Origin of the sequence: Paenibacillus albicereus (assembly GCF_012676905.1) — a bacterium.
Lineage (GTDB): Bacteria > Bacillota > Bacilli > Paenibacillales > Paenibacillaceae > Paenibacillus_O > Paenibacillus_O albicereus.
The window spans coordinates 127,501-141,277 of the sequence record NZ_CP051428.1 but is presented as its reverse complement, the minus strand read 5'-3'; the positions used below and the strand labels follow the sequence as shown (position 1 = coordinate 141,277).

Annotated in this window: 13 protein-coding genes, 2 tRNA genes and 2 rRNA genes (1 of these 17 cut by a window edge); 4 read left to right on the top strand and 13 right to left on the bottom strand. The window is 61.4% G+C overall.

Going from position 1 to position 13,777, the window contains the following annotated elements:
• Positions 1-63: 63 nt before the first annotated feature.
• The 4 genes from HGI30_RS00640 (at position 64) to HGI30_RS00625 (ending at position 2,922) form a co-directional block, all read left to right on the top strand.
• Positions 64-441 (top strand): PH domain-containing protein, encoded by a 378-nt coding sequence (locus HGI30_RS00640; RefSeq protein WP_168905938.1) that lies wholly within the window; start codon positions 64-66, stop codon positions 439-441.
• Positions 442-524: 83 nt separating this feature from the next.
• A tRNA-Pro gene (locus tag HGI30_RS00635) sits at positions 525-601 on the top strand.
• A gap of 131 nt (positions 602-732) precedes the next feature.
• Entirely contained in the window at positions 733-1,812 is a 1,080-nt protein-coding gene (locus tag HGI30_RS00630; protein WP_168905937.1) for an SPFH domain-containing protein, read from the top strand.
• Between the two features lie 6 nt (positions 1,813-1,818).
• A complete protein-coding gene (locus HGI30_RS00625) occupies positions 1,819-2,922 on the top strand; it encodes a TFIIB-type zinc ribbon-containing protein (protein WP_168905936.1) in 1,104 nt (367 codons plus the stop codon).
• A 182-nt stretch (positions 2,923-3,104) separates the two neighbouring features.
• Here the strand turns inward: HGI30_RS00625 and HGI30_RS00620 are convergent, their stop codons facing one another.
• The 13 genes from HGI30_RS00620 to HGI30_RS00560 all read right to left on the bottom strand — a co-directional run.
• On the bottom strand, positions 3,105-4,190 hold the full coding sequence (locus tag HGI30_RS00620; RefSeq protein ID WP_168905935.1) for a hypothetical protein: 1,086 nt from the start codon (positions 4,188-4,190) through the stop codon (positions 3,105-3,107).
• A 190-nt stretch (positions 4,191-4,380) separates the two neighbouring features.
• Complete coding sequence (locus HGI30_RS00615) at positions 4,381-4,539, bottom strand: small acid-soluble spore protein P (RefSeq protein WP_168905934.1); 159 nt, start codon at positions 4,537-4,539, stop codon at positions 4,381-4,383.
• A 52-nt stretch (positions 4,540-4,591) separates the two neighbouring features.
• Entirely contained in the window at positions 4,592-4,768 is a 177-nt protein-coding gene (locus HGI30_RS00610; RefSeq protein ID WP_168905933.1) for a hypothetical protein, read from the bottom strand.
• Between the two features lie 17 nt (positions 4,769-4,785).
• Complete coding sequence (locus tag HGI30_RS00605) at positions 4,786-5,133, bottom strand: hypothetical protein (protein WP_168905932.1); 348 nt, start codon at positions 5,131-5,133, stop codon at positions 4,786-4,788.
• Positions 5,134-5,341: 208 nt separating this feature from the next.
• Positions 5,342-5,430: transfer RNA gene (locus HGI30_RS00600), tRNA-Ser, on the bottom strand.
• A 67-nt stretch (positions 5,431-5,497) separates the two neighbouring features.
• Positions 5,498-6,781, bottom strand: coding sequence for a serine--tRNA ligase (serS, locus tag HGI30_RS00595; protein WP_168905931.1), 1,284 nt, complete (start codon positions 6,779-6,781; stop codon positions 5,498-5,500).
• 79 nt (positions 6,782-6,860) lie between these two features.
• On the bottom strand, positions 6,861-7,508 hold the full coding sequence (gene pdxT, locus HGI30_RS00590; protein WP_328805270.1) for a pyridoxal 5'-phosphate synthase glutaminase subunit PdxT: 648 nt from the start codon (positions 7,506-7,508) through the stop codon (positions 6,861-6,863).
• Positions 7,502-8,386, bottom strand: a complete 885-nt coding sequence (pdxS, locus tag HGI30_RS00585) for a pyridoxal 5'-phosphate synthase lyase subunit PdxS (protein ID WP_206109987.1) — start codon at positions 8,384-8,386, stop codon at positions 7,502-7,504. The genes pdxT and pdxS overlap by 7 nt, the downstream gene beginning before the upstream one ends.
• A gap of 94 nt (positions 8,387-8,480) precedes the next feature.
• On the bottom strand, positions 8,481-9,857 hold the full coding sequence (locus tag HGI30_RS00580) for a D-alanyl-D-alanine carboxypeptidase family protein (protein ID WP_235680271.1): 1,377 nt from the start codon (positions 9,855-9,857) through the stop codon (positions 8,481-8,483).
• A 176-nt stretch (positions 9,858-10,033) separates the two neighbouring features.
• A complete protein-coding gene (guaB, locus tag HGI30_RS00575) occupies positions 10,034-11,491 on the bottom strand; it encodes an IMP dehydrogenase (RefSeq protein ID WP_168905929.1) in 1,458 nt (485 codons plus the stop codon).
• A 150-nt stretch (positions 11,492-11,641) separates the two neighbouring features.
• Positions 11,642-12,859: a putative glycoside hydrolase gene (locus HGI30_RS00570; RefSeq protein ID WP_168905928.1), complete on the bottom strand. Its 1,218-nt coding sequence runs from the start codon at positions 12,857-12,859 to the stop codon at positions 11,642-11,644.
• Between the two features lie 216 nt (positions 12,860-13,075).
• Positions 13,076-13,192: ribosomal RNA gene (rrf, locus tag HGI30_RS00565) — 5S ribosomal RNA — on the bottom strand.
• Positions 13,193-13,277: 85 nt separating this feature from the next.
• Positions 13,278-13,777: ribosomal RNA gene (locus tag HGI30_RS00560) — 23S ribosomal RNA — on the bottom strand; it runs 2,430 nt beyond the window's last position.

The following is a 13,777-nucleotide window of genomic DNA, read 5'->3' as shown; positions in this document are numbered from 1 at the left end:
TTTCAAGGCGATGCTTCCGTTATAAGGAGTAGGAAAGAACCTACCTGGAGAGGACGTGGCAGCATGGGGTTGTTTGACGGATTGATGGGCAACGCGTCGGAGCTGAATCCAGCCGACGTGCAGCGGGAGTTCCAGCATATGCTTGCCCGCAACGAGCGCGTCGAGAAGGGCTACAAGCTGATTCGCGACATGTTCATTTTCACCGATCGCCGGCTCATTCTGGTCGACAAGCAGGGCATCACCGGCAAAAAGACGGAGTACCACTCCTATGCGTACAAGAGCATCACGCATTTCTCCATCGAGACCGCCGGCCATTTCGATCTGGACGCGGAGCTGAAGTTCTGGGTGTCGGGCAATCCGACCCCCGTCGCCAAGACGTTCAACAAGTCGCTCAATATCTACGAGCTGCAGAGCGTGCTGGCCGAGTTCGTCTGCAAGTAAACGGAAGAGCCCCTCGGCGGGGCTCTTTTTTCTTTACAGCTTTTTTGCGGTGTGATATTATCGTTTATGCAAAAATATGGTTTCGAGACGTGGCTCAGCTTGGTAGAGCGCTTGCTTCGGGAGCAAGAGGTCGCAGGTTCAAATCCTGTCGTCTCGACCATTCCTTTATGAATATGGCCCCGCTGTCGCCGACAGCGGGGCTTTTTGCATCCTTTTTCCGCTCGGCGTCGTATGTTCCGGTCCGGAAGTTTATAATAGAACCATAGACTCAGCAAAGAAAGGCGGACGGATATGGGCATTTTCGACTTTCTCAAAGGGCAATTCATCGAGGTCATCGAATGGCTGGACGGCACCGGAGACATGGTCTACCGCTTTCCCGTCTACGACAACGCCATCAAGATGGGCGCGAAGCTCGTCGTGCGCGAATCCCAGGCCGCGATCTTCGTGAACGAAGGCCAGATCGCCGACGTGTTCGGCCCGGGCACCTACACGCTGAGCACGCAGAACCTGCCCGTGCTGACGGCGCTGCGCTCGTGGAAATACGGCTTCAACTCGCCGTTCAAAGCAGACGTCTACTTCGTCAGCACGCGCAATTTCACCCAGCTCAAATGGGGCACGACCAACCCGGTGCTCATGCGCGACGCCGAGTTCGGCATGGTGCGCTTGCGCGGCTACGGCACGTACGCGCTGCGCGTCGGCGATCCGGCGCTGTTCCTGAAGGAAATCTTCGGCACGCAGGCAAGCTTCTCCGCCGAGGCGATCGCCGGCTACCTCAAGTCGCTCATCGTCTCCGGCGTCAGCGACCTGCTCGGGGAATCCCGCATCCCGGCGATCGACCTCGCCGCTTCTTATGACGAGCTCAGCCAGACGGCCGCCGCGAAGCTGCAGCCCCGCTTCGCCGGCATGGGCCTCAGCCTGACGGCGCTCACGGTCGAGAACCTTTCCCTTCCGGAGGAGGTGGAAAAGGCCGTCGATCGCCGCTCGTCGATGGGCGTCGTCGGCAATCTCGACACCTACCTCAAGTACCAATCCGCCGAAGCGGTGCGGGAAGCCGCGAACAATCCCGGCGGCGACGCCGGGGCGGGCATCGGCCTCGGCGCCGGCATGGCGATGGGCCAGGCGCTCGGACGGGCGCTCGCCGGGCCAGGCGAGCCGGCAGGCGACGCGGCCGCTCCAGCGGCGAGCGGAGCCGGATCGGCCGCCCGCAGCGAGAGCCCGCCGTCCGGCAGCCAGCCGGCACGCAGCGGCGAAGGGCCAGCTGGCGGCTCCCCTGCGGACAGCTCCGCGCCGACCAAGAAATTCTGCTCCGAATGCGGGCAGCCGCTCGCTTCCGGCGCGAAGTTCTGCTCGAACTGCGGGACCAAGGTGTAGCGCGCCATGGAGGAGCAAGCCATCGCCAAGGACGCGATCCGCTTCCCGTGCGCGAGCTGCGGCGGTCCGATGCTGTTCGACGCCGACACGCAGCAGCTCAAGTGCGCCTACTGCGGACGGCTGCAGGACATCGAGGCCGACGTCTCCGAGCCGGCCGAGCATGAGCTCGAAGGCGACGAGGGCGGCGCATCGACGGACTGGGGCCTCGAGCAGATCGCGGTGCGCTGCGGCAGCTGCGGCGGCGAGAGCTTGATCCCGGCGCAGCAGACGGCGACGATCTGCCCGTTCTGCGGCTCGCCCAAGGTGCTCCCGCATGCGCAGGAGCAGCTCATCCGTCCCGAGTCGCTCGTGCCCTTCCGCATCGACCGGGAAGACGCGGCCGCCTCCTTCCGCGCCTGGAAAAAAAAGCGCTGGTTCCTGCCGAACGCCTTCAAAAAAGAAAACACGGCCGTCCAGCTCTCCGGCATCTACATTCCCTACTGGACCTATGACGCCGACACCGCCTCCTCCTACAGCGCGCGGCGCGGCGACTACCACTATCGCACGGTGACCCGGACCCGCGTCGTGGACGGCAAGACGGAGACGTATAGCGACACCGAGCGCTACACCGTCTGGCGCTCGGTCAGCGGCCAGTACGACCGGTTCTTCAACGACGTGCTCGTCCCGGCTTCCGGCCATTATGACGCGCAGCTGCTCGATCGGCTCGGCAACTTCCGGCTCGACGGCCTGCTCGGCTACAAGCCCGATTACTTGAGCGGCTACATCGCCGAGCGCTACTCGGTCGGCCGCACCCAGGGCTGGGAGCGGGCCCGGCGGCGCATCGACGCCATGCTCGAGGACGACATCCGCTCGGAGATCGGCGGCGACGAGATCAGCGGCCTGAGCATCGGCACCCAGGTTTCCAACCGCACCTACAAGCATCTGCTGCTCCCCGTCTGGAACGCGGCCTACGCCTACCGGGGCAAGCCGTTCCGCTTCATGGTCAACGGCCAGACCGGCCTCGTCTCCGGCGAGGCCCCGCGCAGCCCGTGGAAGATCGGCTTTTTCACGCTCGCGTGCTTGGCCGTCGCGGCCGCCATCGCCTGGTTCGTCATGCAGCAGCAGGGATAGGCGAGCGTTCGGAGCTGCCCTTTGCCCCTAGCTGCCGCCAAGCTGTTCCGATCCGCCGACCGATGCGAACATCAAAGAAGCGCCCGCCCTCGTAGGGTCAGGCGCTTCTGTTGGTTTTCGGTCCGATAAGCCTCCGCAGGTCATCCGAGCCGCTCGTCTTCGTCTGATTCGGCTTTGCCGGATCAGCGGGCAGGAGGAGCCGCCGCGCCAAGCGCTTCGGCGAGCGTGCCGATCGGCTGCGCATCCGCCGGAATTTCCTGCGTGAAGGCGGCAGGCTCGTCCAGCTTGCTGTACGTCGTCGTACCGCTCAGGACCGCTTTGAACGAATCCGCTCCTTGCGGATCCGTGTAGGCCGCGTTCAAGTCCATGCTCTGGTAAGCCAGCTTGCCGTCCTTGATCGCGCCGATGAGCTTGACCTGCTCCAGCTTGAGCTGCTCGCGGAGCTGCTTGGACAGCTCGGAGTTCGGATCGGCCAATTCCTTGCGGCTTGCCTCCGCCTCGGCCTTGTCCAGGCCGAGCGCCTGGAGGTAGGCCTCGTTCGCCAGCACGACGTCGAGCACCGCCGGCAGCGCCTGCTCGGCGACGAGGGCCATCGCCTGATCGCCAGCCGCGCCGTCCGCCTGGAATTGCACGATGGAGTCCGCCTCCACCCCTTGCGGCAGATTCGCTTCATCGGGCTTGAGGCTCTTGAAGTACGTCTTCTCCTCGAACGGCTTCATGAAGGCGGCTCCCGCCTCCAGCAGAAGGCGCTGCTGGACCGACGGATCGAGCTGCTGCATCGGCTCTCCCTTTTCCTGCGCCAGCTTTTTGCTGTCGATGACGACGTATTTCCCCGCGAGCTCCGTCGGGATGAGGTCCGGCACCTGGAGGTACACCTTGTCTCCCGTCATAATCATCGGGAGCGTCAGCTCCATCGGCGCCGACGGCAGCGTCAGCTTGACGTTCGCATCCGTCCGCATCGGCTCCCGCTGATAGATGCCGTCCATCTGGATCGTCATGCCCTTGGTCAGCTCCGCCATCAAGGCGGAGAGATCCGGCTGGCCTTCCGTTTTTTCCGCTTCATCGGCCGCGGGCTTCGGGAGCTGCAGCTCCTTGAATGTCGCGGTCGACTGAAACGCGTAGGATTTGGCCGCGCTCAGCTGAGCCAGAGCCTGCTCCAGCTCCGCTTTCGGCGAAGCGTCTTCCCCCGTGCAGCCTGCAGCCGCGAGCAGCGCGGCGGCGCCTAGCCCAGCGGCGGCAAGCTTCAGGGCGCGTGTCGTAACCTTCAATGCTTTTCCTCCTTCATGTCGTTCCCCGTGCTTTTCTGACTCTCTGTATTCTACCATCGCCCGCGGCCGTTGAATAAGGGCGAGAACAAGACGACCGTCATTCCGCGATACGAATAACTTCCAGTATAGCAAAAAAAGCCGTTCCCCTCAAAAGGGAAACGGCCCCAATCCGAATTCGGAAGCGCGCCGCTCAGCTTCCTTCCGGATTAAGATGATCGACATGATTCCGGTTCTTGACCTTCTTGCTGCCGGAAAGGGGCTGCTGCGGCTGACCGTGGTCATGTCCCCGGCGGGAAGCCTTGCGGTCCTCTTCGGGATTCGGGACGGGAATGCTGTCGGGCTTGCTCATGATGCGCACCTCCTTCTTTCATCGTCAAGGGAAATGGACCTCCCGGCTGAACTCAGCTCAGCTGATGGTCCAGATCGGTCTCGTCCTCATGGTTCAGATGGTCCTGATGGCGAAGATCCTCGGTCTGCCGCTGCAGCTGGTTGGCGTGATGAGCGTTGACCGGCTCCTGCTCCAGATCCTTCACGACGTTTTGCAGGTTCTTGTCTACGGCGCTTTTGTTCTTGGTCATCGGTCGCTTCCCTCCCGCTATGCTTTGGTCAGACGATGCAGAGCCTGCGCGCATTCATGCAGATGGCGGCGATAGTCGGCCACCTGCTGCTGCACGAGCTCCTTGCGCTCGTCGATCGTCTTTTTGGCTTCATCTACGTCGATGAGGCTGATTTCCACCTCGCGGCTGTCCACGTAGGTCACTTTGAAGTCGTACGAATACATCTGGTGCCCCGCCCCGTAGATCGTGACGCGAAGCGAGCGGTCATCCCCCTCGTCCTCGAACACCTCGCAGCGGTCGGTCTCGTTCAGGACCGTCGGCAGCGTCTCCCGCCAGGCCTGCGCCAGCCGGGTCTGATCCAGCTTCAGCTCGTCAACTTTGCTCATGGTCGCCTTCCACCTCCATTCCGTAGGGTGCGACCGGAAGCCGATTTCTATGCTTGGCGGGTGCTGGAACCGCGCTTATCGCCGCTCACCTCGCATCTCACCGTCGCATGCCAAAAAGGCCCGAACGCGGATGCGTTCGAACGTTGGATCGTCGAGCTGGCCTACGCAAAAAACCGATCCCTTTCCAGGGATCGGTCGATTTTTCTTATGGCGGAGAGAGTGGGATTCGAACCCACGTGGGCTTGCACCCTAACGGTTTTCAAGACCGCCCCGTTATGACCGCTTCGGTATCTCTCCTCAAGGCAGTTACCCGAGCATTGTACCATAGGGCACTTGTTCCAGGCAACCGGCCCCGCAAGGAAAGCTAGCCGCGCGGACCGATGGTCTCGATGCCGCCCATATAAGGACGGAGCACCTCCGGCACGACAATCGTGCCGTCCGCCTGCTGGCAGTTCTCCAGCACGGCCGCGACCGTACGGCCGACCGCAAGGCCCGAGCCGTTGAGCGTATGCACGAACTCCGGCTTGCTCTTGGCGTCGCGGCGGAAGCGGATGCCGGCGCGGCGCGCCTGGAAGTCCTCGCAGTTCGAGCAGGACGAGATTTCGCGGTACGTGCCGGCGCTCGGCAGCCATACCTCAAGATCGTACGTCTTGGCCGCGGAAAAGCCCATGTCGCCCGTGCACAGCTGCAGCACGCGATAAGGGAGGCCGAGCAGCTGCAGGACGCGCTCGGCATTTTGCGTCATCGATTCCAGCTCGTCGTACGACTCCTCGGGCTTGGCCAGCTTGACCAGCTCGACCTTGTTGAACTGATGCTGGCGGATCAGGCCGCGCGTATCGCGTCCAGCCGCTCCTGCCTCGCTGCGGAAGCACGCGCTGAAGGCCACGAAGCGCTTCGGCAGCTCCTCGGCCGCCAGAATCTCCTCGCGATGGAGGTTCGTTACCGATACCTCCGCCGTCGGGATGAGGTAATAGTCGCTGTCCGTCAGCTTGAACAGGTCCTCCTCGAACTTCGGCAGCTGACCGGTGCCGACGAGGCTGTCGCGGTTGACGATCTGCGGCGGCAGCACCTCGGAATAGCCGTGCTGGTCGCTGTGCAGGTCCATCATGAAGTTGAGCAGCGCGCGCTCAAGCCGAGCCCCGAGGCCGGTGTAAAAGACAAAGCGGGAGCCCGTCACCTTGGCGGCGCGCTCGAAGTCGAGCAGGCCGAGGTGCTCGGCAAGGTCCCAGTGCGCCTTCGGCTCAAAGTCCAGCGCCTTCGGCTCGCCATGGCGGCGAATCTCGACGTTGTCTTCCTCGCCTCCTCCGACCGGGACCGACTCATGCGGCAGGTTCGGCACGGCCAGCACGATCGCTTCCAGCTCCTCGTCGAGCGAGCGCAGCTCCTCGTCCAGCTCCTTGATCCGGTCGCCGACTTCGCGCATCTCGACGATCAGCGCCTCGGCGTCGCCGCCGCTTTTTTTCAGCTTGGCCACTTCCTGCGACACCGTGTTGCGGCGGGCCTTGAGCGTTTCTCCTTCCTGGATGATGGAGCGGCGCTTGGCATCCAGCTCAGGGAAGGCGCTGATGAGCTCCAGCGGCTTGTTGCGGTCGGTCAGCGCCTGAGCGACGCGGTCGTAATCGTTGCGAAGCAGTTTGAGATCCAGCACGGAACGTCTCACCTTTCTTTAGGGGGAATAACGGAAGGAAGGGCGGACGGTCAGCCCGTTCGCCCTGTACCTTGTTTTGTTATGCTTGCGTCTTGGCCTCGGATACCTCGCGGACCATCTCCGCGAAGTAGGCATGAAGCCGGTAATCGTCCGTCAGCTCCGGGTGGAATGACGCTGCGAGCAGCGAGCCCTCTCGGGCCGCGACGATCTCGTCCTTGTACACCGACAGCACGTCCACGCCCGGTCCGACGCGGCCGATGAGCGGCGCGCGGATGAACACGGCGCGGACCGGCTCGTCGATGCCCTTGATGTCGAGCTCCGTCTCGAAGCTTTCCCGCTGGCGGCCGAAGGCGTTGCGTACGACGGTCATGTCCATCAGTCCCAGATGGGACTCCTCGCCGCCTTCGATTTCTTTGGCCAGGACGATCAGTCCCGCGCAGGTGCCGAACAGCGGCTTGCCTTCGGCATGAAACTGACGGATCGCCTCGATGAAGCCGTATTTGCGCATCAGCTTGCCGATCGTCGTGCTTTCCCCGCCGGGAACGACCAGTCCGTCCAGCGCTTCCAGCTCCTCGGGACGCTTGACCGGCACGGCTTCGGCTCCCGCAGATCGGAGGCTGCGGATATGCTCGGCCACCGCGCCTTGCAGCGCGAGGACGCCTATTTTAAGTGCCATGTATTTGCCTTCTTCCTCTGCTCCGACTGCTCCCGCGAAGGGATTTACCAGCCGCGGTCCGACATGCGCTCATGCGCCGCCAGCTTGGAGATTTCAATGCCTTTCATCGGCGCGCCCAGGTTTTTGGACACTTCCGCGATCAGCTTGTAGTCCGTATAGTGGGTCGTCGCTTCGACGATCGCGCGGGCGAACCGTTCGGGATTGTCGGACTTGAAAATACCGGAGCCGACGAACACGCCGTCTGCGCCCAGATGCATCATGAGGGCCGCGTCGGAAGGGGTCGCTACGCCGCCTGCGGCGAAGTTGACGACCGGCAGCTTGCCCGTTTCATGCACGTTCAGCAGCAGCTCGTAAGGCACGCCGAGATTTTTCGCTTCGGCGTACAGCTCATCCTTGGACAGGCTCTGCACTTTGCGGATTTGGCCGGTAATCAGGCGCATGTGGCGCACGGCCTCGACGATGTTGCCCGTTCCCGGCTCGCCCTTCGTGCGCATCATAGACGCGCCTTCTTGGATGCGGCGGAGAGCTTCTCCCAGATCCTTGGCGCCGCATACGAAAGGCACGGTGAATTCGCGCTTGTCGATATGGAACACTTCATCGGCAGGCGTGAGCACTTCGCTCTCGTCGATATAATCCGCGCCCAGCGCTTCCAGCACGCGAGCTTCAACATAGTGGCCGATCCGGGCTTTGGCCATGACCGGGATGGAGACGACCTTCATGACCTCTTCGAGGACCGTCGGGTCCGCCATGCGGGCGACGCCGCCGGCCGCGCGGATATCGGACGGCACGCGCTCGAGCGCCATGACCGCCGTAGCGCCCGCAGCCTCTGCGATTTTTGCCTGCTCCGCATTCATGACGTCCATGATGACGCCGCCTTTTTGCATTTCTGCCATGCCGCGCTTGACGCGGGATGTACCTGTCTCCAACATTCCCTTTGCCTCCTATAGTCTGATCAATCCGAGCGGATTATCCGAGCATGATTATCCCAAATTCTATCATCATTCCCCTAGGCGGGACAACACATTAAAACAAATTCACGATGCCTTTGAACAGGCCCGAGAAGAACTCTCCGATGCCGCGCATCATGAGGGAGAACCAACCGGCTTTGTCGACGTCCTGCGTCGCCACGAGATTGAGCTGCTTCGTCGCGACCGCGCCCGTTTCCGGATCCTTGTATTCGTACGTGACCGTTCCGATCTTCTGGCCCGCCTTTACCGGAGCGACAAGCTCGCCGTCAGCCGGCAGGCTGGTCGAGGAGACGGCCGCCTGCGGCGTCGCGCCCTTCTTGACCATGAGCGTAAAGTCCGATTCCGTCGCGACCGCCACGGTCTTGCTCTTGCCTTTGGCTAGTGTAACCGTTTCGGCCGATTCTACGACCGATTTGGGCTGCACGATCGTCTTGCGCTCCAGGTTGGAGAACGCCCAATCGTACAGCTTGCGCGTCTCCAAGAAGCGCTTGCCCTTGTTCTGGGTGCCATAGACGACGCTGATAAGACGCGTGTCGCCGCGTTTGACCGTGCCCGTAAAGCAGTAGCCGGCCGCGTTCAGGAAGCCGGTCTTCATGCCGTCCACCCCATCGTACGTATACTGGGCGAAGTTGGCGTTGCCCTTGTTGCCTTCGAGCATCCAGTCGTTGTTGATCATCGGCTTCTCGTCCCGCTCGCGGAACTTGATGGAAGGAATCTTGGAATAGTCCAGAAATTCAGGATGCTCCTTGAGGATCGTCATCGCGAGCTTGGCCGTGTCTTTGGCCGCGATCACGGTCGTATCCAGCAAGCCGGTCGAGCTGGTGAAGGTCGCCGTCGTCAGCCCGATTTCCTTGGCTGTGGCGTTCATCATCTCCACGAATTTCGCTTCGCTGCCGCCGAGCTGCGTCGCAAGCGCAATCGTCGCATCGTTAGCCGAGGCCACGGACATCGCCGTATAAAGCTCCTTGACCGTATGCGTATCGCCCTCGGCCAAATAAATCTGCGAGCCGTCGGCCGGCGTGCTCGCCGCTTCCTTGCTGACGGAGATTTCCTGCTCCCAGCTGAGCTTGCCTTCCTTGACCGCTCTGAGCACCATATACTCGGTCATCATCTTGGTCATGCTTGCGGGTGGCAGCGGCTGATCGATATTGTAGCTGTACAGCAGCTGGCCGGTGTCCGCATCGATGACGATCGCGGCGCTCACCGCCAGTTCAAGCGGGTTGGAGCTCGGGTTCTTATCCGGGTAACTTGGAATGGCCGCAGGCTTCGCGGCGGGGGCATCGGCCGCTGCATTTGCAGCCGTATTGGTAGTCGCTGCCGCATAGGCAGCTGGAATCGTCGAAGTCGCCACGCAGGATCCTGCGAGCAGGGAGGCCGCCATGATAGCGGAGATGACCGGCTTTGCAAGGGCCGGAGTCAATCTTGCTTTCAACGTTTATTCTCTCCTTCACATGGGTTTGTCCAGCTTTTATTGTACCATACCGTCAACGAGAGAGGGGATGTTTTTGCTTCGCCGAATCATGCGCTCTTGAGCCCCGACGCGAAAAAAAACAGGCCGCGTCAGCGGCCTGCCTCGTGAAAAGAACTCTTGTTCGTCAACTCCCCCGCTTAGAGCGAGTAATTCGGAGCTTCCTTGGTGATCTGGACGTCATGCGGATGGCTCTCGCGCAGGCCGGCGCCCGTGATGCGGATGAACGACGTATCGTTCTTCAGCTCCTCGATCGTCGCCGTGCCGCAGTAGCCCATGCCTGCCCGCAGGCCGCCGATCAGCTGATGGACCGTGTCGGCCAGAGGTCCCTTGTACGGGAGGCGTCCCTCGATGCCTTCCGGCACGAGCTTGTTCTCGTTCTCCTGGAAATAGCGGTCCTTGCTGCCTTCCTTCATCGCGCCGAGCGAGCCCATGCCGCGATAGACCTTGAAGCGGCGTCCTTGATATATTTCCGATTCGCCCGGGCTCTCTTCCGTTCCGGCGAACAGGCTGCCGATCATGATCGCGCTCGCGCCGGCCGCGATCGCCTTCGTGATGTCGCCGGAGTATTTGATGCCGCCGTCGGCGATGACCGGCACGCCGTATTCGCGGGCGACCGACGCGCAGTCATAGATCGCCGTGATCTGCGGCACGCCGATGCCGGCGATGACGCGAGTCGTGCAGATCGAGCCAGGGCCGATGCCGACCTTGACGACGGACGCGCCGGCCTCGATCAGGTCGCGCGTCGCATCGCCCGTCGCCACGTTGCCCGCGATGATCGTCAGCTCCGGATACTGGCTTCTCAGCGTGCGGACCATCTCGATGATATTGATATGATGCCCGTGAGCCGAGTCGACGACCAGCACGTCGATCCCCGCCTTGACGAGCGCCTCCGCGCGCTCCAGCGAATCCTTGGACACGCCGATCGCGGCTCCGCAGAGCAGCCGGCCTTGCTTGTCCTTCGCGGCTTTCGGGAACTGGATCGCTTTTTCGATATCCTTGATCGTAATGAGGCCCTTGAGCGTGTTGGTCTCGTCGACGAGCGGCAGCTTCTCGATCTTATGCTTTTGAAGCAGCACTTCCGCCTCCTGCAGCGTCGTGCCGACCGGAGCGGTGACGAGCTCCTCGCGCGTCATGACGTCGCTGATCTTCATGGAGTAATCATGGACGAAGCGGAGGTCGCGGTTCGTCAGGATGCCGACCAGCTTGCCTACGTCATCGACGATGGGAACGCCCGAGATCCGATATTTGCCCATGAGCTCCTCGGCATCGTAGACATGATGCTCCGGCGTCAGGGAGAACGGATTGGTAATGACGCCGCTCTCGGACCGCTTGACCCGATCGACCTCTTCCGCTTGCTGGGCTACGCTCATGTTTTTATGAATGATGCCGATGCCGCCTTCGCGAGCCAGCGCAATCGCAAGCGCCGCCTCCGTCACCGTGTCCATGCCGGCGCTGATGAGCGGAATGTTGAGCTTGACCGTTTCGCTCAGACGAGTTCCGATCTCCACTTCCCGAGGAAGCACTTCCGAACGGCGGGGGACCAGCAGGACATCGTCGAAGGTCAGGCCTTCCTTAGCGAATTTCGTTTCCCACACGAGTGATTGCCTCCTAATTCTTATGGCTTGCCGAATATATTATTGACCATCTTAGCAGAGGGGTCTAGGGCTGTCAAGGCAAGGAAAATCCTGCTTTCATAAGGATTTTCAAGCCTTTTCCGCCTCAATTCGGGCCGCTTCCAGGAGGCATCAGGAGGGGGCTCCGGCTTGGTTTGCTGACATCGGATAAAGACATTTCGGGCTCCACAGCAGATACTCGTCCACGCCCGCTTCCTTCGCCGCGCGAATCTGCTCCCGCAGCTCGGCTTCTCCATAGATTCGGTGAGGATGGAGCCATGTCGCCGTAAAGCTCTGCAGCCAAGGGCGAATCGCAGCCGGCTGCGTCCCTCCCTGAAGCAGATGTCGGTTGCGAGAAGAGGCGTCGGTCATTGCCTTATGAATGACTTCAAACGGACTCAGGTCAGGCGTCGCGATCCCGTACATCCCTGGCGAGTAATGGGAAGGATACACCATCGGCGAGATTGAATCCACCTGCGAAGCGACGGTCCGCCAAGATTGTCCGATACCCATATCGTCCGAGGAAGACGTCACCAGGCCGAAAACGTCCGCCGAGACTTTTGCGCCTTTGCGATGGATCGCGGCTGCAGATTCACCGAGAAAGGCTCCGATCGCCTCGCTTTTCGCTCCTGCTTCTGAGCCGTAGTCGAGCTTCGCCTCCGTCGCAGCGCCATTCGCCGGAAAACGGACATAATCAAACTGAATTTCGTCGAACCCAAGCTCGGCCGCTTCCTGGGCAATGGCGATATTGTAATTCCATACTTCCTTGCGGTAGGGGTTGATCCAAGCCTTACGTTTCGCGTCTCGCCATACTTTGCCGCTCTTTTCGTGGATCGCCCAATCCGGCACTTTGCTCGCCAGCAGCGCATCCTTGAATACGACCTGCCTGCCGATGACGTAGATGCCGGCTCGGTGAAGCTGATCGATCAGCTCTTTCGGGTCATCGATCAAGGGCCGGCTATCCGTGCCAAGCCGATTGGCGAGCTTGATGTGAGAGGCATACGTCATCAACCCGTAGTCGTCCTTGATATCAATCACCATTGCGTTGAGCTCCGTACGGTCCACCAGCTCCTTGAGACGTCCCATCACCCGCCTGCTGCCTGCGGCATAGCCGGACACATAGATGCCGCGAACCGGCTCCTCCAGCCGGTTCGCCTCGGCATGAACGGGAGCTTCGAACGGAGAAGCAAGCGCGGTGCCAATCAGCCTGGTTTTCGGATTGATTGCAGGCGCAGCGGCTGAGGCGTCTGCCTTTCCCTGCACTTTCGCAGGAACCGTCCCGTCAAGCTGCGCTCCCAGCGAGCAGCTGGCCGTACCCGACACTATGACAGCGGCGGCGGCAAGCTTCATGGCCTGGCGTCTCCTGCGGCCGTTTTGCATGACGCTCCCTCCTTGAACCGATCAGTGAACGTAGTATGGACTTTTTTCCCTCGAAAAACCCTGCCCGCCTATCGACAGAAAATGATGGAAGCGCGCAAGCCGCAGGATACCGATACGTTGCTCGTCCTTTTTTTTGAATAAGCAAAAAGCCGCCGCATCCGAAGATGCGGCGGCTCCTATGCACGTGCTTGGCGACGTCCTACTCTCCCAGGACCCTGCGGTCCAAGTACCATCGGCGCTGGAAGGCTTAACGGTCGTGTTCGGGATGGGTACGCGTGGTTCCCTTCCGCCATCGCCACCAAACGTCATGCGTGCTCAAGGCGTAGGCTTGCGCCCTGAAAACTGGATCGAACGAAATGCCGTGCTGACCGGCTGTGTCTTGCTTGAATAGGATAAGCCCTCGACCGATTAGTACTCGTCAGCTACACGCGTTGCCGCGCTTCCACCTCGAGCCTATCAACCTGGTCGTCTACCAGGGGTCTTACATACTGGGAAATCTCATCTTGAGGGGGGCTTCGCGCTTAGATGCTTTCAGCGCTTATCCCGTCCGTACGTAGCTACCCAGCGGTGCTCCTGGCGGAACAACTGGTACACCAGCGGTACGTCCATCCCGGTCCTCTCGTACTAAGGACAGCTCCTCTCAAATTTCCTGCGCCCACGACAGATAGGGACCGAACTGTCTCACGACGTTCTGAACCCAGCTCGCGTACCGCTTTAATGGGCGAACAGCCCAACCCTTGGGACCTACTTCAGCCCCAGGATGCGATGAGCCGACATCGAGGTGCCAAACCTCCCCGTCGATGTGGACTCTTGGGGGAGATAAGCCTGTTATCCCCAGGGTAGCTTTTATCCGTTGAGCGATGGCCCTTCCATTCGGTACCACCGGAT

Coding starts and splice junctions, on each gene's coding strand:
- HGI30_RS00640 (WP_168905938.1), top strand. CDS start 64: ATGGGGTTGTTTGACGGATTGATGGGCAACGCGTCGGAGCTGAATCCA.
- HGI30_RS00615 (WP_168905934.1), bottom strand. CDS start 4,539: ATGAGCAAGCCCGACAGCATTCCCGTCCCGAATCCCGAAGAGGACCGC.
- pdxS (WP_206109987.1), bottom strand. CDS start 8,386: ATGTTGGAGACAGGTACATCCCGCGTCAAGCGCGGCATGGCAGAAATG.
- HGI30_RS00570 (WP_168905928.1), bottom strand. CDS start 12,859: ATGAAGCTTGCCGCCGCCGCTGTCATAGTGTCGGGTACGGCCAGCTGC.
- HGI30_RS00625 (WP_168905936.1), top strand. CDS start 1,819: ATGGAGGAGCAAGCCATCGCCAAGGACGCGATCCGCTTCCCGTGCGCG.
- HGI30_RS00605 (WP_168905932.1), bottom strand. CDS start 5,133: ATGAGCAAAGTTGACGAGCTGAAGCTGGATCAGACCCGGCTGGCGCAG.
- HGI30_RS00630 (WP_168905937.1), top strand. CDS start 733: ATGGGCATTTTCGACTTTCTCAAAGGGCAATTCATCGAGGTCATCGAA.
- HGI30_RS00610 (WP_168905933.1), bottom strand. CDS start 4,768: ATGACCAAGAACAAAAGCGCCGTAGACAAGAACCTGCAAAACGTCGTG.